The following is a 17,192-nucleotide window of genomic DNA, read 5'->3' as shown; positions in this document are numbered from 1 at the left end:
GGCTGCCGTGAGCCACGCCTTTCTCCCTGAGCCCATCCGCGAACGTGGGTCGCAGCTTGGTCCTGTGGTCAAGCCGCTGGCAGGGGCCAGCGAACTGGGCGCCGGTGCTGCTCCGACGGTCGCAATCGGCGTGTGGCCCGGGAACTGGTCATCCAGCTCGCTGGTTCCGGATGACATCCTGGCCTATCAACGCGACGTCTGGGAGCGAACTATCCTGTTCTGGGACACGCTTCGGCAGCGCGCCGACAACATGATCGCGCACGAGCGGGCAGGGAAGCCGCCGCTGCTCGATTTCAACTACGTACTCATCCTCGGCGACGGCCGGTTCGATGGCGCCTGGCTGGTGCAGAATTTCGAGAACCTGAAGCCGAAAGAGGTGTGGGAAAAATACGCCAACCTGTTTACTCACCTGGACGAGGAGCGAGAGCGGTTTCTCAAGTTCGAGCGCTGGTGGAACGGCTTCTATTTCCTGAGCCGTGAGGAGATACTGGCGATTGTCGAGAACCTGTTCATCGGCAACACCTTGGAGCAGGGCAAGCTCAGGATTTGTCCCAACTGCGTCGTTGATCTGCGCCGGATCCGCAATCCGCTCATCATCTTCGCTTCCTACGGCGACAACATCACGCCGCCCCATCAGGCGCTCGGGTGGATCCCGACCGTCTACGGCGGCACCGACGATCTGAAGCGGGCGGGCCGGCGCATCGTCTATCTCATCAATCCCCATATCGGACATCTCGGCATCTTCGTGTCCGCGAGCGTCGCGGGCCTTGAGCATCGCGTAATCCTTGACAACCTGAGGAAGATCGAAGCCCTTCCGCCGGGCTTCTATGAAATGAAGATCGACAACCCGACCGGCGATCCGGATTGCGGACATGACGCCTATTCGGTCCGCTTCGAGGAGCGACGGGGCGAAGATCTGAAATTTCCGGAGAGCCGTCCCAATCCCTGGCTGCGGGCATGGGCTCCCATTGCGGCGTCGATCGCGCGGGATCGTCATGCAGTCGCTGACGTCAATCCGCTCAAGAATGGCGAGATCGAAGCATTCGACGCTGTGCGCGATCTCATCCCACGGGCTCGTGAGCTGCGCGATCAAGGCTACGAATTCTGGTTCGAAGCGCTGTACGGACGAGGCGCGGCCGCCGAGCCTGCACCCGTTAGTCCGCCATCTCCAACGATTTCTGAACCCGCATGCGGGAGTATGAGATGAGCGCAAATGTAAAGGAGCTTCCTGCGCGGCGCCCGGGGGCCGCGACGCAGCAGATGGTCCAGAGGAGCCACATAGAGCTACGGATCGGGGGCATGGAATGCGCCCATTGTCCGCCGGCGATCGAGAAAGCTATTGCCGCGATCCCCGGGGTTATCTCGGTCAGCATCAATCCGAGCACCAAGATGGCGAGAATTGACTACGGCTCTGCGCGGACTGAGGTCGCCGACATCCTGCACGCCGTCCGTTCCTTCGGCTATGCGGTCGGTACCGCCACAATGCGTGTGCCGATCGAGAACATGCACTGCGGCTCCTGCCTCACACATATCGAGCTTGCGCTGCAAAAGGTGCCGGGCGTTGTGTCGGCGCACGCGGGGCTCTTACCCAGCGCGGCAGATATCGAGTATGAGCCCGAGAAGGTGGACATCCCGAAGATTCGCAAGGCAATCGAATCGAGCGGATATCACGTAGCAGAGCCGAAGATCGAACCGGGCGCGGAAATCCTTGATCCTGCCGAAGCGGCCAATGATCAAGAATATCGCAAATTGATGCGGAAGTTCTGGTTCGCAGCCGCAATTTCGGTGCCGGTGATGGCGTTGAGCTATCCGGATCTGGTTACGGGATTGCGCGACTGGATGCCGATGGGGAGTACCACGCGTCGGATCGTCTGGGGTCTTCTGGGGGTAATTAGCCTACCGGTGATGGTCTGGGCGGGTTCGCAATTCTTCACGGGCATGTGGGACGCCCTCAAGCACCGCGCCGCAAATATGCATACGCTGATCGCGATCGGTATCAGCGCCGCCTTTGCCTATTCGGTCGTCACCGTGGCGTGGCCGCAATTCTTCCCGCGCATGGCGCTGGCCGAAGTGTTCTGGGACGTGACGGACGTTGTCATCGCGTTGGTCGTCCTCGGCCTTGCGCTTGAGATCAAGGCAAAGGGCCGGACCTCTCAGGCGATAAAGAAGCTGATCGGTTTGAAGGCCAAGACGGCGCGGGTCGTTCGCGATGGCGGGGAGAGGGACATTCCGGTGGAAGAGGTGCTGGTCGATGATGTCGTGGTAGTCCGGCCGGGTGAAAAGATCGCCGTCGACGGCGAGGTGACAGGCGGAACGAGCGCGGTCGACGAATCCATGATCACTGGCGAATCGATTCCGGTCGAGAAGCAGGTCGGCGACGAAGTGATCGGCGGTACACTGAACAAGACTGGCAGTTTCAAATTCAAAGCGACTAAGGTGGGCAAGGACACCGCGCTCGCAACCATCATTCGCATGGTCAAGGATGCGCAGGGCTCGAAAGCCCCGATCCAGCGCGTGGTCGACACGGTCTCCGCCTACTTTGTGCCGGCAGTCATGATCCTCGCAATTCTGGCGTTCATCGCCTGGTACAATTTCGGTCCGGAGCCGCGTTTGGTTTATGCGACCATCGTGTTCGTGACCACCCTGATCATCGCCTGCCCATGCGCGCTCGGCTTGGCGACGCCGACGTCTCTCACGGTCGGCATCGGCAAGGGGGCGGAAAACGGAATCCTGATCCGCTCCGGTGATGCCTTGCAGGCATCAGAGAAGCTCAACGCTATCATTCTGGACAAGACCGGCACGATCACCAAGGGCGAACCCGCTCTGACAGACGTCGTTGTAACTCAGGGCAACGCCGAAACAGAGGTTCTGCGCCTCACGGCTTCGCTGGAACGGGGCTCCGAACACCCGCTCGGCGAGGCAATCGTGAAGGGCGCAGAAGCGCGCAGCCTGAAGCTGTCGGAGACCGAAGAATTTGCGGCTATTCCGGGCCACGGCGTCAGCGGCCGGATTGACGGACGGGAGGTTCTGTTCGGCAACGCCAAGCTGATGCGCGACCGAGGGATTGCGATCGACACACTGCAAACAGACTGGGAGCGGCTCGCCGAAGAGGGCAAGACGCCGATGTATGTGGGCATCGATGGCAAGGCTGTTGGACTGGTTGCTGTCGCGGACACGGTCAAGCCCGACTCGAAAGCCGCCATTGATGCGCTGAAGGCGCTCGGAATCGAGGTCGTCATGCTGACCGGCGACAATGAGCGCACGGGGCGGGCGATTGCTCGCCTGGTCGGCGTCGAGCGGGTGCTCGCCGAGGTGCTGCCCAACGACAAGGCGCACGAAGTCCAGAAGCTCCAACTCGAAGGCAAAGCCGTCGGAATGGTAGGCGATGGCGTCAACGATGCGCCCGCGCTTGCGCAGGCCGACGTTGGCTTCGCGATCGGCACTGGCACGGACGTAGCTATCGAGGCGAGCGACGTCACGCTGATCAAGGGCAGCCTCGTGGGAGTGGTAACCGCAATCGAGATCAGCCGCGCAACCATGCGCAACGTTCGCCAAAACCTCTGGGGAGCCTTCGGCTACAATTCGCTAGGGATTCCGGTCGCAATGGGGGTGCTCTACCCATTCATAGGTCTCTTGCTGTCGCCATTGATTGCGGCCGCTGCCATGGCGTTCAGCTCGTTGACTGTCATCACCAACGCCAACCGGCTCCGCCTGTTTCAGCCCCGAAGGATTGCATCATGACCCCTGATCGTTGGATGGTGACCGTCACCGGACTCGCGCTGATCGGGTTTATCGTCTGGTTCTTCTGGCTCAAACGGTCGATCGGTTTTCACGCCAGCGAGACCAGCAGTGGGTATCAGGAGGCAATGATCTTGGTAAAGGGTGGGTACACGCCCGACACCATCGTCGTTCAAAGCGGGCGACCAGTCCGTTTGAACTTCCGCAGGGAGGAAACGGCGTCCTGTTCGGACAAGGTGATTTTCGCCGACTTTCAAAAAAGTACCGTGCTCCCGACCGGGCAGACCGTCGCGGTCGAGTTGCTGCCCAAATCCCCCGGGGAGTTCGGCTTTGGGTGTCCGATGGGAATGTTTCGGGGCAAGCTTATCGTCGAATAGCGGCCAGCGTGCCGCGGGAAAGGGCAATTCTTGATTTGCGTCAACAAGCCGGCCGGTCGGCAATCTAGTCTAACTTAGGAGCTTGCCAAATGTCGGTGCAGGATCAGTCCGGTCATCACAATGGGGCACGGCAGGCCATGTCCATGAAGTCCAAGGCCGGTTTGGTGCTGGCCGGATTTCTGGCGATCGCCGGCGTGCTTCTCTTCACTGAGCACAGAGCGCATGTGCTCGGTCTTCTCGTCTGGCTCCCGCTGCTCGCTTGTCCGCTTATGCATGTGTTCATGCATGGAGGTCATAGCCATCGCGGCGGCCAAAGCCAACAGAACAACCGGGGAGGGGCGTCATGAACGATGCAGCACCTGCCTACGGCTTGTGGAGCCTCGTGGTCGTCAATTCCGCGATCTTCATCTTTTTCGCATATACCTTCTTCAAGCCCCAAACGGCCAGGGACTGGCGCTCTTTCGGCGCCTTCAGTGCATTCTTGGTGGCCCTGTTCGCTGAGATGTATGGCTTTCCACTGACGATCTATTTTCTGTCCGGCTGGCTGCAGTCTCGATTTCCCGACATCGACTGGTTCTCGCATGATGCCGGTCACCTCCTGGAGATGATCTTTGGCTGGAAAGCCAATCCGCACGCGGGACCGTTCCATATCCTGAGCTTTATCTTCATCGGGGGTGGGTTCATTCTGATCTCAGTCGCTTGGAAAGCGCTCTACGAGGCTCAACAGACGCGCTCGCTTGCTACGACAGGGCCATACAGCTATGTGCGCCATCCGCAGTATGTCGGATTCATCTTGGTGATGTTCGGCTTTCTGCTCCAGTGGCCGACGATTCTGACGCTGGCGATGTTTCCTGTGCTGACCATAATGTATGTCCGGCTGGCAAGAAGCGAGGAAGAGGATTCACGGGCCGAATTTGGTGTCGCTTACGACAAATATGCAGCTGACGTGCCCGGGTTCATTCCGAAGCTGAGCCGGCTGCTCAGTCAGGAATCGAGGGGAGGGTATCACCATGGCTAGTAGGCCAGCTTTGGTTGCCCTTCTTGCATCGTTTGCGTTTGTCGGTTCAGTGATGGGCCCAGCCAGCACCCATGCTGTTGCAGCGGAGTCCGAGCTATCGAAAACGGTCGGTGGCCTCACCGTCTATCTCGGCGTCGTCCCGGCCGAAATAGTCAAGGGCCTTCCCGCGAGCAGTACCACTGAGCGGCCGATGCACGGCCGAATTCCCAAGGGACCACACGAATATCACCTTGTAGCTGCCGTCTTCGATGCGACGGGTGGCACGCGGATATCGGACGCCATCGTGACGGCGCAGGTGTCTGGTCTCGGATTATCCGGCAGCAAGATGAAGCTCGAGCCGATGCAGATTTCCGGCACGACGACCTATGGCGGCTTCGTCGACCTGCCCGGACTTGACATCTACACGGTGAAGCTGACGGTTGAACGCGGCGGCGCAGCTCCGGCCGTTCTGCAATTCAAGTACGACCATCGCCGTTAGCGGCCGGACGCGCTCCTGTTTTCCTTAGCTCGACTCACGGCGTGTCCCGGCGTGGTGTTAATGCTGTTTGACGGAAGATCAATCCGTTCCGCCAAGATTATGGCCGGCCTCTATGTGAGGGAATCGTACTTTGTCCTGGAGCTGAATGCTTGCTCCGCTGTCTCCCGCAACGTTGCGAGCAGGTAAAATGGCGACAGCAGCGATCACGATCGCGGCCGCAATCGATATCATGAAGGCACGCATCGACGCTCCCTAAGGCCTGATGCGATTGAACAGGAATGCAAGCAACCCGAGGGTCGCCGCAGCGGCGAGATTCCACAAGACCAGACCGGTCACGAATGTCAAAGGCGTTGTGACGGCAGTGCCGAGGTCGATATCGACGTGCAGGCCGTACTTCATGGCTAGCGTTCTGATCTGAGGATAGACGGCGACGGCGGCAAAGCAAACTACGTAGACGATGCTGATCCATGCCATGCCGACTTTGATGAGATGCCGTGTGTTGAGCATGAGCTGTCTCCCTCGAAAAGGCGCTCGCGCCCAGCGCCCCATGAAGACCGATCGCACGGTCTCACACTTTCAATGGGCGTTCTTCGCGAACATTCCGAAATAGACCGCGGTCGCCATCGCCGCCGGGCAGGCGAGGAGCAGGACGATGATCAAGGCCGTCTGCCACGAGAAGCCAAACACCAGCGGCACGACGCCGCTCAGCGCCAGCATGACCGGCAAGCACAGCCAAGCCGCACGGTAGGCTGCGGGTTGCCGGTCCGATTTCAGGTCGATCCTTGATCCCGGGGGCCTTTTGGCAGCACTGCCACTCATTTTGAACCTCCCTCTCACGCCAACGTCACCTTGGCCCTCTTCAGCAGCGCCGAGTTGACGATCACCGATAGCGAACTCAGCGCCATGGCCGCTGCGGCGACGATTGGATTGAGGAAGCCAAGAGCCGCGATCGGAATGCCGATGGAGTTGTAGACAAAAGCCCAGAACAGGTTCTGCTTGATCTTGCGGAGCGTAAGGCGCGACAGACGAATCGCGATTACCACTTCGCGAACGTCATCCTTCATCAGGATGATCCCGCCTGTTTCCTTGGCGACGTCCGAGCCCGAGCCGATCGCGATCCCAATGTCGGCCGTAGCCAGCGCGGGAGCATCGTTGACGCCGTCGCCGACCATGGCTACCATCTTCCCCTCGCGCTGCAGGCGCTTGATGATCTCGGCCTTGTCGCCCGGTAGCACCTCAGCGATGACGCGATCAATGCCGAGCTGACGGGCGATCGCCTTCGCCGTGCGCTCGTTATCCCCGGTGAGCAGGACAATCTCGATCTGTTCGCTTTGCAGCGAGTCAATTGCCTCGCGGGCTTCCGGTTTGAGCGTGTCAGCGACGGCAACGATGCCCATCGGCATGCCGTCGACGCCGACGATCATGGCCGTCTTGCCTTCCTGCTCGAGCAGTTGCATCTGTGCGTCAGCATTCGCAACATCGATCGACTGGCCATGAAAGAAGTGCCTGTTGCCAAGCAGCACTTGATGGCGGTCCACCTGACCGCGGATCCCCTGGCCGGCAACCGCTTCGAAGCCGGCCACCTGCGGCAGAGAGATTGCGCGATGCTTGGCGGCGCGCACGATCGCTTCGCCAAGGGGGTGCTCGGAGCCGACTTCGACGGCGGCCCCCAGTCGCAAGACCTCTGTTTCGGTAGAACCGTCGAGCGGCACGATGTCCGTCACATTCGGTTCGCCTTTGGTCAGCGTGCCTGTCTTGTCGAAAACCACCACGTTGAGTTTGCGGGCCCTTTCCAGCACTTCGGCGCCCCGGATCAGAATGCCGGCTTCGGCTGCCTTGCCGACACCGACCATGAGAGCTGCCGGCGTAGCCACGCCCAGCGCGCACGGACAGGAGATGATGAGCACCGCAATGAAGGCCAGCAGCGCTTGTGGGAAGTTGCCGGCCAGCCACCATCCTGCGAAAGCGATAAACGCGACAATTACGACGGCGGGGACGAAATAGGCGGTGGCCTGATCGGCAATGCGCTGAACCTGCGCCGTGCTCGCCTGCGCCTCCTCAACCAGCTTTATGATCTGCGATAGCGCTGTGTCCTTGCCTACCCGGGTAGCGCAACACCGGAGCATGCCGCTGCGATTGAGCGTGCCGCCGATGACCTTGCTGCCGGGACACTTCTCGACCGGCATTGATTCCCCGGTGAGCATGGATTCGTCGACCGATGACGCGCCTTCGAGCACGTCGCCGTCAGTCGGGATGCGGTCGCCGGGGCGCACGACAAGAACCTCGCCAGCCATGATCGATTCCGCCGGCACCTCGACTTCGGTGTCGCCGCGCACGACATGGGCGACGGCACGGCGCAGGTCCATGAGCTTGCGCACGGCAGCGGAGGACCTCTTCTTGATGATCTCCTCCATATACTTGCCGAGGAGCACGAAGGCGATGATAACCGCCGAGACCTCGAAGTAGACCTCGCGCTCCTCCACCTTTACCGGCAAGATATTGGGCGCAAATACAACGGCCACGCTGTAGGCGTACGCCACGGTAGTGCCGAGCGCGATCAGGAAGTCCATGTTGATCTTGCGACTTCGGATCGCTTGCCAGGATCCGACGTAGAAGCTCCATCCGCCAATGAACTGCACGGGCGTCACAAGGATGAACAGCCAAACGCCCCACGTGAACCAAGGGAGTGCCGGAATTGGCGCCCAGGTCAGGAGCGTCGCCCCGGCGGCGAGCGCAATGAAAGCCCCGGCGCGCAGGATCGCGAGTGCCAGAACGCCTGTGAGCGCGATGGTCACGCGCCTGCGCATTGAGGAGAGTTCGCGCTCGGGGTCCTCGAAGGTGCGCTGGCAAGCGGCGCTGCAAAAATAATACGTCCGCCCGCTGCGCTCCGCGGTGAGGGCGGTGGCCTTGTCGACCATCATCCCGCAGATGGGATCCTTGGCGAGTCCGGACGTGGCCGCTGGGGCAACGCTTGCCGGATGTCTGTGGGAGTAGCTTTGCACAGTCATCATCGCCTCACCACATCATGAACTCTTTGGTGATGGCGCCCGTGCGGCGCACGCCGCGCATGCGCTGATTTCTTGGCCCGCTCTAGAGCCAGCTTCGGTGCTTAAAAGAAATTTATTCGATCGGCGGCAAGTAAATTTGCGATAGATCAAAGATTTCGACGCCGTTTACCGTGAACTTTCAAAAGGAAATTTGGAACGACTCACCACGGTGGCGAGGCGGGTGCGACGGATAGTTATCGCCGTGAGGCGGTTCAATGAACGCTGTGGTCCACCCCCATGTTTGAACTTGTCATTTCGCGGCTGGACGTTGCTGACGAAGTTGAAGTCGTCGAGCGTAAGGGCCTCGGCCATCCGGATACTATCTGCGATGCCCTTGCCGAGACGTTGTCCCGCAACCTCTGTCGAGAGTACCGGAGCGGGTTCGGCCGCGTGCTGCACCACAACGTCGACAAGGCGTTGTTATGCGCCGGCAAGGCCGTTCCGGCCTTCGGCGGCGGCCGCGTGGTCGAACCGATCAGGATATTGCTGGCCGGGCGGGCGATCTCGGACGAGGCCATACCTGTCGCGCAGATCGCGGTCGAAGGCTCCAAGTCGTGGTTGAAGGCAAATGTTCACGCGCTGGATGCGGATCATGATGTCCGGATTGAGGCTCTGGTTCGGCAGGGGTCGCAGGACCTGCAGGCACTGTTCTCACGCCGCGGTGCGGAAGGCCTTCCGCTCGCCAACGATACCTCGTTCGGGGTCGGGCACGCTCCGTTAAGTGCGGTCGAACGGCTTGTATTGGCCGTTGACCAGGAACTGCACGGCCGCGCCCGCACGCACGACCATCCAGCCTGGGGCGAGGACATCAAGATCATGGCTGTGCGAAAAGGTGCGCGGCTCAAGCTCACGGTCGCCTGCGCCATGGTCGGACGCTATCTTGCCGGTGTCGACGACTATCTCGAGCAGAAGGCTGCCCTCGCGGCGCGGGTTCGCGATTGGGCTGGCGACCGTGGGTTTGCAGAGTGCGAGGTCATCGTCAATGCGGCGGACGACATTGAATCCGGAAGCGTCTATCTCACGGTGACCGGCACGTCGGCGGAAGGCGGGGATGATGGCCAGGTCGGACGCGGCAATCGCGTCAACGGACTGATCACGCCGTGCCGGCCGATGAGCCTGGAGGCCGCTGCAGGCAAGAACCCCGTCAGCCATGTCGGCAAGATCTACAACGTCTTGGCGGCGCGGACGGCCGAAAAGCTGGTCTCCCTGGTTCCGGAGGTTAAGGAAGCGCGGTGTCTGTTCGTCAGCAGGATCGGCGCGCCGGTAGACAACCCGGCCCTCGTTCATCTCCATCTGGCGACGCGGGAGAGCGTCCCGCTGGAGCAGGTGCGAGGGCGGACCGAAGAAGTGGTCGCCGCCCAGCTTGACCGAGTTCCTGAGCTCATCCACGAGTTGGTTGCCGGAACGATCGGGGTCTTCTGAGCCCCACGCTCTGCCGATTTTCCGCGGCGCACCGTACGACCGAGGCCAAAGGCACTCTGAGGTAAATCAATACGGCACGGCCGTAGGCGTCGGACATTAGCTCCGAAGGGAGAGCCCATGAGCCAACCTGTCTTCACCGCCGAGGCCCTCACCAAGACCTACGTCTCCGGCGAGGTGAAGGTGCATGCTCTCAACAAGGTAGACCTCGAGATCGCGGAGAAAGAGGTGGTGGTGCTGCTCGGGCCTTCGGGCAGCGGCAAGACGACCCTGCTCAATATCATGGGCGGGCTCGATCATCCGACCGGCGGCAGGCTATTCTTCCGCGACCAGGAACTGACCCGCCTCAACGACCGCGACCTTACAAGCTATCGGCGCCGATATGTCGGGTTCGTGTTCCAGTTCTACAATTTGGTGCCAAGTCTCACCGCGTATGAGAATGTTGCGCTGGTCACCGAGATTTCCGACCGCCCGATGCGCCCCGACGAGGCGCTCTCCCTGGTCGGGCTCGAAGCGCGGATGCACAACTTTCCCGCCCAGCTCTCCGGTGGCGAGCAGCAGCGGGTCGCGATCGCGCGCGCGATCGCCAAGCGTCCCGCGGTGCTGCTCTGCGACGAGCCGACGGGTGCGCTGGACTCGAAAACGGGTATCCGGGTGATCGAGGCGTTGCTCGGCATCAACCGTCAGCTCGGCACCACGACAGTGATCATTACCCACAATGCGAGCATCCAGGAGGTGGCGGACCGCGTGCTGTTCTTTGCCGACGGCCGCATCTCCAGGATCCTGCAGAATGAAACGCGCCAGGAGGCGGCGACATTGAGCTGGTGAGACGATGTCTGCGCTGGATGTCAAACTCTTTCGGGATGTGCGGCGGCTCTGGGCGCAGGTGCTGGCGATTGCGCTGGTCATCGGCGGCGGTGTTGCGACACTGGTGCTGGCGGTTGGCTCGCATCGCTCGCTCGAAGATACGCGTATCGCCTATTACGAACGTTATGCGTTCGCGGACGTCTTTGCGGTGGTGAAGCGCGCGCCTAAGGCACTGGTCGGTCAAATTGCGCAAATCCCGGGCGTCGCCGCTGTCGATGCGCGCATTGCCAGGCTCGCATTGCTTGATATCCCGGGCTTTGCCGAACCCGCTACCGGACAATTCGTTTCGCTGCCGGACGTCGGCGAACCCATGCTCAACCGGCTTTACGTTCGGGCCGGACGCCTGCCCGAACCCGGGCGAGCCGAAGAAGTCGTCGTCAACGAGAGTTTTGCGCAAGCGCACGGGTTCGCACCGGGCGGCCGATTTTCTGCAATTCTCAATGGCAAGAAACGCGAACTCGTCATTGTCGGCACCGCGCTGTCGCCCGAGTTCATCTACACCGTCGGGCCAGGCGACCTGATGCCGGATGACCGCCGCTATGCCATTGTCTGGATGTCGGAGAAGGCTCTCGCGAGCGTGTATGATCTCGACGGAGCGTTCTCTTCCGTCTCCGTGAAGCTGCAACGCAGCGCATCGGAGCGCGAAGTCATCTCGCGGCTCGACGCGTTGCTCGACGGCTATGGCGGGCAGGCGGCCTATGGCCGCAAGGATCAGACGTCCCATGCCTGGCTCGACCATGAGCTCGACATGCTCAACAACATGAGCCGCACGCTGCCACCGATTTTCCTGCTGGTCTCAGCGTTTCTGGTCAATCTTACGCTCAGTCGGCTCGTGGCGCTGGAGCGTGAGCAGATCGGGCTCATGAAGGCCTTGGGTTATCGCGATGGGGCCGTGGTGCTGCACTACCTCAAATTCGTTGCGCTCATCGTCCTGACCGGAATTGCCATCGGAAGCATCGTGGGGACATGGCTGGGGTTGCGGGTCACCGCGCTCTTTGGAGACTTTTTCCATTTTCCCTTCTTGGTATTCGCGAGAGCACCCGATCTCTATGTGGTTGCCGGCGTGCTCAGCGCGGCGGCAGCCTTCGTCGGCGCAATCCGTGCCCTGCGCGATGTGGTGCGCTTGCCTCCGGCGGTTGCGATGCAGCCGCCCGCACCCGCGAGCTTTCACCGACTCGTGCCCGCGTCAGTCTCTCTTGAAGGAGTTGTTTCTCAGCCGGCGCTGATGATGCTGCGCAACATCTCACGACATCCAATTCGCTCAGCTTTCACGGCGTTGGGAATGTCGCTCGCGACCGCGATCCTGGTGGTCTCGCTTTTTCTCCGCGACACGATGGAGCAATTGATCGATGTGACCTATTTCCTCGCCGATCGACAGGACGCGACGGTGAGCTTCATCGAGAAGCGGAACGAGAACGTGGTCACACAGATGGCCCGACTTCCGGGCGTTCTGGCCACTGAGCCGTTTCGTGAGGTGCCAGTCCGGATCCGGCATGGCAACATTGAGCGCCGTATCATGATCAGTGGACGTCCGCCTGATGCGGACCTCCGTCGCATCATTGATGTTGATCTGCGGCCAGTCGTGCTTCCGTCGACAGGGCTTGCCATCTCCGGATGGCTGGGAAAAATCCTGGGGGTTCAGGCGGGGGATTGGGTTGAGGTCGATCTGCTGGAAGGCGCGCGGCGAACGGTAACGCTCCCGGTCCTTGCCCTGGTGGAGGACTATTTTGGCATCAGGGGCATGATGGACCTGGACGCGCTGACGCGCCTGATGCGCGATCCTCCGGTCGTCAGCAGCGTCAACCTCAGTCTCGACGACAACAAGAGGGAAGGGTTCTACGCAGCCGTCAAGGCGATGCCGACCGTCAGCGGCGTGGCGCTCCAGCGCACTTCGCTGGCGAATTTCCGCGACGCGGTTGCGCTGATCATCACGACAATGGCCAGCATCTACACCGGGCTGGCGGCAGTCATTGCTTTCGGCGTTGTCTACAACAACGCCCGGATTGCGCTTTCGGAACGGGCCCGTGAACTCGCGAGCCTCAGGGTGCTCGGTTTTACCCGAGGCGAAGTGCTGCGGATTCTTCTGCTCGAACTTGCGATCCTGACCTTGATCGCCCAGCCGTCTGGATGGGTCATGGGCTATGGCCTCGGGTGGATGATGAAAACCAATCTGGCCGGTGAAATCATGCGCGTGCGCGGTGTCATCGAGCACTCCACCTACGTTGCCGCCAGCGCGATCGTCATTCTTGCCGCGGTCGCCTCGGCCTTCATCATCCGGGACCGCGTCAACAAACTGGACCTCGTCGCGGTCCTCAAGACGCGAGACTAGCCATGCCGGCAAAATGGGCCAAACGCATCATCGGCGTCGCGCTCCTGGCCGCGATCGCAGGGGGATTGGCGTGGTTCGCCTGGCCCCGGCCGGCTCTCGTCGATCTCGCGACCGTCGCGAAAGGCCCAATCGAAGTCACAGCGGACGATGACGGCAAGACCCACGTGCGCCACGTTTACACGGTCTCGGCACCCATCGCGGGAAAGGTCCTGAGGATTTCGCATCCGCTCGGAGAGCAGGGACCTTCGCTTCACGTCGGCGACGAGGTCGTCGCCAACAAGACCGTCGTCGCCCTGATGCAGCCGACGCTGCCGGGCTTCATCGACGTGCGCTCGCGCGACCAGCTTCAGGCCGAGGTCTTGGCCGCGGATGCCGCCATCCAACAGCAGGAAGCCGAGGTGCAGCGGATCGAAGCCGCGCTGGACTTTTCCCGGACCGAATTCCAACGGGCGCAGACGCTGTTGCGGACGCAGTCCACCTCGGCCCAGGCCTTCGACAAGGCGAAATTCGACGTGGCCACGAACGAGGCTGCCTTGGCGAGCGCCAAGGCTCAGGTCGACATGCGTCGCGCGGTGCGGACCAGCCTGGCGGCCCGGTTGATGGACCCGGCCAATGCCGCCCCGTCGGCGGAGCCGACGTGCTGCGTCCGGGTGCTCGCGCCGGCGAGTGGAAGGGTGCTGAAGATCGTCCAGGACAGCGAGGCGACAGTCCCGCCCGGAGCACCACTGGTCGAAATCGGCAACCCTCTCGATCTGGAGATCGTGGCGGACCTGCTCTCGACGGATGCAGTCCAGATCAAGGTGGGCGCGCCTGTCCGGATCGACGGCTGGGGCGGCCCCCCGATCAAGGGCAAGGTCGTGCGCGTGGACCCCGCCGGCTTTCTGAAGGTGTCGGCGCTAGGCATCGAGGAGCAGCGCGTCCGGGTAACGATCGACTTCGCGGATGCGCCGGAGGTGTCGTCCCAGCTTGGCCACGACTATCGTGTGGTCGTCCATGTAACCACGTGGAGCGCCGCCGACGCCCTGACCGTCCCGGTAACCGCGTTGTTCAGGAAAGGCGACCAGTGGGCCGTTTTTGTCGACGAGAACGGCCGTGCCAAAACGGTGCCGGTGAGCATCGGCCACCGGAACAACCGGGGGGCGGAGATTCTCTCCGGGCTCGCTGCGGGGAACCGGGTCGTGCTGCACCCAAGCGACCGGATTGCTGACGGAGGAAAGATTGCGGAGCGAGTGCGACGGTAACGATAGTGGCTTGAGGGTGGCAGCTCGCAGCGAACCTCGACGATCAGGTAGAGCCCGTCGCCGTCAGCATATTGCCGGGCTTCGTTTCGCGTTCGACGTCGAGCGGCTTGAGTTTTCCAGCCACGTGTTCCTCCAATCAAAACCATCCTCCGAACCTATGGTCCCAAGCTACGGTCTGCGCCTTGATTGTGAGGAACGACGGCGAACTGAGGAATACAGTCTGCCGAAGAAAGCGCTGATTTTACTGGGGATTCCGAACGGTGGAGAACAATGGAGAACACTATATTGGCGGAAGGGGTGGGATTCGAACCCACGGTACCCTTGCGGGCACGCCGGTTTTCAAGACCGGTGCCTTAAACCACTCGGCCACCCTTCCGGATCGATCGGATCAGGCCCTTAGCGTAGGGCAGCGCCGAACGCAACGCGAACTTGGCAGCGAAACCCGGGCCGGCCGGTCATTCGCCCGGTCCCTGCTGAAGGGGCAGGTAATCCGGGCCGATTTTACGAATCGCATTCGGCACGTTGTTGTCATCGCAAATGGGACGGCAATGGGCACTCAACTGCAACTCCGGAGCGAGTGCAACGAGGGTCACACATGCGGCAGCCCCGCGCCAACGCAGGCGAGGCCGATAATCAGCAGCGCGCCTGCGCACGCTTGCAAGATGACTGAACGATGCCGCCTTGCATAAAGGGCGAGCACGGATCCCACGATCGTGCTCGCGATACCGAACTCCACGATCATTGATTTAAATCGCTGAACTTTGGCAATTGGCTTTGACGAAGAAAAAATGAAATATCTCAGACACTACACGACGCCACGTCGGTGCGGGCATCGGTTTTCGGCTTAACGTTAAGGCGGCGAACCGTGGATTTGCGGATACACCGCCAACCCGCTGTTACTGTCGGGGTGATCTGCACCGCACTATTTTTGTCGATCGCGCCTGCTGCTTCGAAACCCGCGGGGCAGCCGCGGCGATTGTCATTCCGAACTAATCCTAACCAACAAACTGGCAGGCAAATGGCGTGCGCAAAAGTAGTAGCGCGCCGCAGCATTGCGGTTCGTGGTGGATAGAAATTGGGAAAAAGGCGCAATGTAACGTCGTGGGCGGAGGGTGGCCGCTACAGCCTCCGAAGCCGCGTCAGTCCCAGGTCAATCCGCCTTCCAGCTGGGCGCACCGGACGGGGAGGGAGATCTTATGAAGTCAGCGCTCTTGGCATTATCGCTCGTTGGTCAGCCGCCCGTACAAATTTCAGACAGTGTTCCCAACTTCGATATCAAGGCGCTTTGCGCGGACGTTTCCGTTGACGATAAGGCGTCGGGACTTCCCCAGGACGCAAGTAAGTGCGTGAGTGACGAGACGGTTGCGCGGCAGCAGCTAAACTCGATCTGGCTAACCGTCCCGGCAGGACCGCGTGAAAGTTGCGAACTCTTGGCGGGGGCAGGGCAAGTACAAAGCTATGTCGAACTCCTCGTTTGCCTGAAAATGATCGACTGGGACTCGCCATCGACGGTGCCCTCTCAGAGGCCCAAGCAAGGTTCGAAAGCGCTAGGCAATTGAGCGCCATTCGATGAATTGCGGTTGAAAGAGGCCGCCGATTGAGGCGGCCGGAAACGCTTCAATTGCGGTCGAAGATCAAAGTCGCACCGCCGGTCGCTGGCCTGCTCGACCAGCCACTTCCGGATCGTCTGCCCGGCTGGGCAGCGGCCTGGATCTGAATTGGCAAAAATGGCGCGCCGGGCCGTGAACCGGCATCGACGGGCCCGGTCTCGGCATCAAGTGCCCGTGAAATGTGAGGCGGTTCACACTCGATCATCGCGAGTTGGCCTAATGCACGAGCGGGTGGCAGCTCGGTGTCGGAGAATCGTGATGCCGTTTTTCAGCAGCCAAAGCTTGCCGTCGGCAGCCGCCGCTTCAGTGCTCAGTATTCTCGTCGTGGGAGCGGTTGCCTTTTCGGCTGTTGGTTATGTGGAGTGGTCATCGGGCGTTAATCTGACCCATTTCATGGGCCGGACTGCCGCGGATGCTTCAACGCCGGTTCTACCGCTCAAGGGGCGAACAGGTTGCGAGCAGGGCAATAGGCCGCTGCCCGCGCTTTCTCTACCGCTCGAATGACGCCGACCTAAAGCGACAGCGCCCAATCTCCCAAGGCGACTAAACCGCCAGACGGGCAGGCAGGGCAATCGCGCCAGCTTGCTGTGCGAGGAAAAGACGCCGCCGGTCTCAAAAATACACGCCCGGCGGCGTTTCCTTCCTGAACTGGGACAGTGAAATCCCCAGCGTCAATTTAACTGCATGGGTCGTGCCGCCAGGGGCCTCAGCGCCTGCTGGCGACGTGCATCGGCGAATTTGTGCCTGGCTCGGGCGCCCCCATAGCTGCCCATACGGCAATGCCGATGGCCAGCGCTAACAGCACGGTCTTTGTAACAATCTTGTTGCCAGACATCTCGAGACGCCTCTCATGCGTCAGCGCGGCAAATCTCAAAAATTACGCCGCCGGGCCCGAAATGGTTTGTCCCGGCGGCGCCCTGTCATTCCCAGCGCTAGGGCCCTGAAATTCCCAACGTCACTTGCTTAGCAGGTACCTGGAGTGACGGCTGTTGCCTAACTCACACAAGGTCCAAAAGAGGAGCCGACGCTCAGGGCCGGCGCGCCAGCTCCTCCGAAACGTGACCGTGC

The 17,192-nt window shown here is 61.2% G+C and carries 17 protein-coding genes and 1 tRNA gene; 12 read left to right on the top strand and 6 right to left on the bottom strand.

Features of this window, described 5'->3' with window-relative positions; genetic code table 11:
- Positions 1–7 precede the first annotated feature (7 nt).
- From JEY66_RS23755 to JEY66_RS23730, 6 genes are all read left to right on the top strand, one after another.
- Positions 8–1,207 carry a DUF3141 domain-containing protein gene (locus JEY66_RS23755; protein ID WP_370144027.1) on the top strand — a complete coding sequence of 400 codons (1,200 nt, stop codon included), beginning with the start codon at positions 8–10 and terminating at the stop codon, positions 1,205–1,207.
- Complete coding sequence (locus tag JEY66_RS23750; RefSeq protein WP_080650369.1) at positions 1,204–3,741, top strand: heavy metal translocating P-type ATPase; 2,538 nt, start codon at positions 1,204–1,206, stop codon at positions 3,739–3,741. Before JEY66_RS23755 ends, JEY66_RS23750 begins: the two co-directional genes overlap by 4 nt.
- Entirely contained in the window at positions 3,738–4,115 is a 378-nt protein-coding gene (locus JEY66_RS23745; RefSeq protein ID WP_018271659.1) for a cupredoxin domain-containing protein, read from the top strand. Before JEY66_RS23750 ends, JEY66_RS23745 begins: the two co-directional genes overlap by 4 nt.
- 89 nt (positions 4,116–4,204) lie before the next feature.
- Complete coding sequence (locus JEY66_RS23740) at positions 4,205–4,462, top strand: DUF2933 domain-containing protein (protein ID WP_018271660.1); 258 nt, start codon at positions 4,205–4,207, stop codon at positions 4,460–4,462.
- On the top strand, positions 4,459–5,133 hold the full coding sequence (locus JEY66_RS23735) for a methyltransferase family protein (protein ID WP_018271661.1): 675 nt from the start codon (positions 4,459–4,461) through the stop codon (positions 5,131–5,133). The genes JEY66_RS23740 and JEY66_RS23735 overlap by 4 nt, the downstream gene beginning before the upstream one ends.
- 52 nt (positions 5,134–5,185) lie before the next feature.
- A complete protein-coding gene (locus JEY66_RS23730) occupies positions 5,186–5,611 on the top strand; it encodes a hypothetical protein (RefSeq protein ID WP_018271662.1) in 426 nt (141 codons plus the stop codon).
- A gap of 78 nt (positions 5,612–5,689) precedes the next feature.
- Here JEY66_RS23730 and JEY66_RS23725 read toward each other — a convergent pair whose 3' ends face one another.
- The 4 genes from JEY66_RS23725 to JEY66_RS23710 form a co-directional block, all read right to left on the bottom strand.
- Positions 5,690–5,854: a hypothetical protein gene (locus tag JEY66_RS23725; protein ID WP_157183455.1), complete on the bottom strand. Its 165-nt coding sequence runs from the start codon at positions 5,852–5,854 to the stop codon at positions 5,690–5,692.
- A 9-nt stretch (positions 5,855–5,863) separates the two neighbouring features.
- Positions 5,864–6,118, bottom strand: a complete 255-nt coding sequence (locus JEY66_RS23720; RefSeq protein WP_018271663.1) for a DUF5676 family membrane protein — start codon at positions 6,116–6,118, stop codon at positions 5,864–5,866.
- 69 nt (positions 6,119–6,187) lie between these two features.
- Complete coding sequence (locus tag JEY66_RS23715) at positions 6,188–6,430, bottom strand: hypothetical protein (protein ID WP_141381948.1); 243 nt, start codon at positions 6,428–6,430, stop codon at positions 6,188–6,190.
- 14 nt (positions 6,431–6,444) lie between these two features.
- Positions 6,445–8,619, bottom strand: coding sequence for a heavy metal translocating P-type ATPase (locus JEY66_RS23710; RefSeq protein WP_080650427.1), 2,175 nt, complete (start codon positions 8,617–8,619; stop codon positions 6,445–6,447).
- A 276-nt stretch (positions 8,620–8,895) separates the two neighbouring features.
- On the opposite strand from JEY66_RS23710, the gene JEY66_RS23705 reads away from it, so the two are divergent.
- The 4 genes from JEY66_RS23705 to JEY66_RS23690 all read left to right on the top strand — a co-directional run bounded on the left by JEY66_RS23705 (position 8,896) and on the right by JEY66_RS23690 (position 14,514).
- Positions 8,896–10,080, top strand: coding sequence for a methionine adenosyltransferase (locus JEY66_RS23705; protein WP_018271666.1), 1,185 nt, complete (start codon positions 8,896–8,898; stop codon positions 10,078–10,080).
- Positions 10,081–10,197: 117 nt separating this feature from the next.
- Entirely contained in the window at positions 10,198–10,905 is a 708-nt protein-coding gene (locus JEY66_RS23700; protein ID WP_018271667.1) for an ABC transporter ATP-binding protein, read from the top strand.
- A gap of 4 nt (positions 10,906–10,909) precedes the next feature.
- Positions 10,910–13,273: an ABC transporter permease gene (locus JEY66_RS23695; RefSeq protein WP_018271668.1), complete on the top strand. Its 2,364-nt coding sequence runs from the start codon at positions 10,910–10,912 to the stop codon at positions 13,271–13,273.
- 2 nt (positions 13,274–13,275) lie between these two features.
- Positions 13,276–14,514 carry an efflux RND transporter periplasmic adaptor subunit gene (locus JEY66_RS23690; protein ID WP_018271669.1) on the top strand — a complete coding sequence of 413 codons (1,239 nt, stop codon included), beginning with the start codon at positions 13,276–13,278 and terminating at the stop codon, positions 14,512–14,514.
- Positions 14,515–14,800: 286 nt separating this feature from the next.
- On the opposite strand, the gene JEY66_RS23685 is transcribed toward JEY66_RS23690, so the two are convergent.
- Together JEY66_RS23685 and JEY66_RS23680 are read right to left on the bottom strand one after the other, a co-directional pair.
- A tRNA-Ser gene (locus JEY66_RS23685) sits at positions 14,801–14,890 on the bottom strand.
- Between the two features lie 213 nt (positions 14,891–15,103).
- A complete protein-coding gene (locus JEY66_RS23680; protein ID WP_016847759.1) occupies positions 15,104–15,256 on the bottom strand; it encodes a hypothetical protein in 153 nt (50 codons plus the stop codon).
- Between the two features lie 454 nt (positions 15,257–15,710).
- Here JEY66_RS23680 and JEY66_RS23675 point away from each other — a divergent pair, with 454 nt between their 5' ends.
- Both JEY66_RS23675 and JEY66_RS23670 read left to right on the top strand, forming a co-directional pair.
- Positions 15,711–16,073, top strand: a complete 363-nt coding sequence (locus JEY66_RS23675; protein ID WP_018271670.1) for a hypothetical protein — start codon at positions 15,711–15,713, stop codon at positions 16,071–16,073.
- Positions 16,074–16,382: 309 nt separating this feature from the next.
- Entirely contained in the window at positions 16,383–16,628 is a 246-nt protein-coding gene (locus JEY66_RS23670) for a hypothetical protein (RefSeq protein WP_157183456.1), read from the top strand.
- Positions 16,629–17,192: the final 564 nt, after the last annotated feature.

The sequence above is a fragment of the Bradyrhizobium elkanii USDA 76 genome (assembly GCF_023278185.1).
GTDB classification, from domain to species: domain Bacteria; phylum Pseudomonadota; class Alphaproteobacteria; order Rhizobiales; family Xanthobacteraceae; genus Bradyrhizobium; species Bradyrhizobium elkanii.
The sequence above is the reverse complement of the archived record's forward strand: the minus strand, read 5'-3'. Positions and strand labels throughout refer to the sequence as shown.

Coding starts and splice junctions, on each gene's coding strand:
- JEY66_RS23725 (WP_157183455.1), bottom strand. CDS start 5,854: ATGCGTGCCTTCATGATATCGATTGCGGCCGCGATCGTGATCGCTGCT.
- JEY66_RS23720 (WP_018271663.1), bottom strand. CDS start 6,118: ATGCTCAACACACGGCATCTCATCAAAGTCGGCATGGCATGGATCAGC.
- JEY66_RS23710 (WP_080650427.1), bottom strand. CDS start 8,619: ATGACTGTGCAAAGCTACTCCCACAGACATCCGGCAAGCGTTGCCCCA.
- JEY66_RS23675 (WP_018271670.1), top strand. CDS start 15,711: ATGAAGTCAGCGCTCTTGGCATTATCGCTCGTTGGTCAGCCGCCCGTA.
- JEY66_RS23700 (WP_018271667.1), top strand. CDS start 10,198: ATGAGCCAACCTGTCTTCACCGCCGAGGCCCTCACCAAGACCTACGTC.
- JEY66_RS23715 (WP_141381948.1), bottom strand. CDS start 6,430: ATGAGTGGCAGTGCTGCCAAAAGGCCCCCGGGATCAAGGATCGACCTG.
- JEY66_RS23730 (WP_018271662.1), top strand. CDS start 5,186: ATGGGCCCAGCCAGCACCCATGCTGTTGCAGCGGAGTCCGAGCTATCG.
- JEY66_RS23695 (WP_018271668.1), top strand. CDS start 10,910: ATGTCTGCGCTGGATGTCAAACTCTTTCGGGATGTGCGGCGGCTCTGG.
- JEY66_RS23745 (WP_018271659.1), top strand. CDS start 3,738: ATGACCCCTGATCGTTGGATGGTGACCGTCACCGGACTCGCGCTGATC.
- JEY66_RS23690 (WP_018271669.1), top strand. CDS start 13,276: ATGCCGGCAAAATGGGCCAAACGCATCATCGGCGTCGCGCTCCTGGCC.
- JEY66_RS23740 (WP_018271660.1), top strand. CDS start 4,205: ATGTCGGTGCAGGATCAGTCCGGTCATCACAATGGGGCACGGCAGGCC.
- JEY66_RS23670 (WP_157183456.1), top strand. CDS start 16,383: ATGCCGTTTTTCAGCAGCCAAAGCTTGCCGTCGGCAGCCGCCGCTTCA.
- JEY66_RS23750 (WP_080650369.1), top strand. CDS start 1,204: ATGAGCGCAAATGTAAAGGAGCTTCCTGCGCGGCGCCCGGGGGCCGCG.
- JEY66_RS23680 (WP_016847759.1), bottom strand. CDS start 15,256: ATGATCGTGGAGTTCGGTATCGCGAGCACGATCGTGGGATCCGTGCTC.
- JEY66_RS23705 (WP_018271666.1), top strand. CDS start 8,896: ATGTTTGAACTTGTCATTTCGCGGCTGGACGTTGCTGACGAAGTTGAA.
- JEY66_RS23735 (WP_018271661.1), top strand. CDS start 4,459: ATGAACGATGCAGCACCTGCCTACGGCTTGTGGAGCCTCGTGGTCGTC.